At 50.9% G+C, this 1,520-nt stretch carries 1 rRNA gene; it reads right to left on the bottom strand.

Annotated elements, in window-relative coordinates:
* Positions 1-1,356 (bottom strand): 23S ribosomal RNA (locus DL1_RS20425); the annotation flags it as partial.
* Positions 1,357-1,520: the final 164 nt, after the last annotated feature.

The raw sequence follows: 1,520 nt of genomic DNA, 5'->3' as shown, positions 1-1,520 counted from the left end.
CCCTGTTTGTCGCTACTCATGTCAACATTCTCACTTCTGATCACTCCACCGGCTGCCTTACGGCCCGGCTTCACAGTCAGAACATTGCCTCCAATGTATCCGAGGATACTAAGGAGGCAGCGTTCTATATCACAGAACGCTCCGCTACCACGCGCATCACTGCGCATCCAAAGCTTCGGCTCGTGGCTTGAGCCCCGTTACATCTTCGCCGCAGGACAACTTATCTAGACCAGTGAGCTGTTACGCTATCTTTAAAGGATGGCTGCTTCTAAGCCAACCTCCTGGTTGTTTTGGTCGTCCCACATGCTTTCCCACTTAGCCACGAATTGGGGGCCTTAGCTGTTGGTCAGGGTTGTTTCCCTCTCCACGACGGACGTTAGCACCCGCCGTGTGTCTGCCGATCAGTTCTTCCCGGTATTCGGAGTTTGCTTAGACTCAGTAAGGCTGTGGGCCCCCATCATCCATGCAGTGCTCTACCCCCGGGAGAATACAATCGACGCTCTACCTAAATAGATTTCGCGGAGAACCAGCTATTTCCGAGTTTGATTGGCCTTTCACCCCTAGCCACACGTCATCCCGACCTTTTTCAACAGGTGTGGGTTCGGCCCTCCAGTGAGTGTTACCTCACCTTCAGCCTGCACATGGCTAGATCACTCGGTTTCGGGTCTGATCCATCGAACTTAGTCGCCCTTTTAAGACTCGCTTTCGCTGCGCCTACACCTAACGGCTTAAGCTTGCTCGATAGACCAAGTCGTTGACCCATTATACAAAAGGTACGCCGTCAGAGCTCAAGGCTCCTCCGACTGCTTGTAGGCGTCCGGTTTCAGAAACTGTTTCACTCCCCTCGTCGGGGTGCTTTTCACCTTTCCCTCACGGTACTGGTTCGCTATCGGTCAGTAAGGAGTACTTAGCCTTCGAGGGTGGTCCCCCGATCTTCAGACAGGATTTCACGTGTCCCGCCCTACTTAATACGTCCAATTGAACTTCCCATACGGGGCTATCACCCACTATGGCTGTGCTTTCCAACACATTCTGGTCATTCTCATGGTTCGGCTGATCCGCGTTCGCTCGCCACTACTAGCGGAGTATCTGTTGATTTCCTTTCCTCCGGGTACTTAGATGTTTCAGTTCCCCGGGTTTGCCTTTATAACCCTATGTATTCAGGTCATAAATACCTGGTTCAGCATGTTATAAATTACCGAAGTAATTATAACAAACTGTCAGGTGGGTTTCCCCATTCGGAAATTCCTGGATCAAAGCTTATTCTCAGCTCCCCAGGACTTATCGCAGAGTATCACGTCCTTCATCGCCTCTTACTGCCAAGGCATCCACCAAACGCCCTTCTCGCGCTTGATTTGATCCGGAAGAAGAAAGACTTCCTCCGATCAAAAGCATGCAATTAACTACCCGCAACATTCAAAAGAATGTCGCGAAGTGGAACCGAAGTTCCACTATTGGTTAGTGTACTTGACTTGGACAACGTCACATCTTGCAGCTCTAAGCTGCCACACCTCTCACAC

The sequence above is a fragment of the Thioclava dalianensis genome (assembly GCF_000715505.1).
Lineage (GTDB): Bacteria > Pseudomonadota > Alphaproteobacteria > Rhodobacterales > Rhodobacteraceae > Thioclava > Thioclava dalianensis.
Note: the sequence above shows the minus strand (reverse complement) of the source record. Positions and strands in the feature narration are given on the sequence as shown.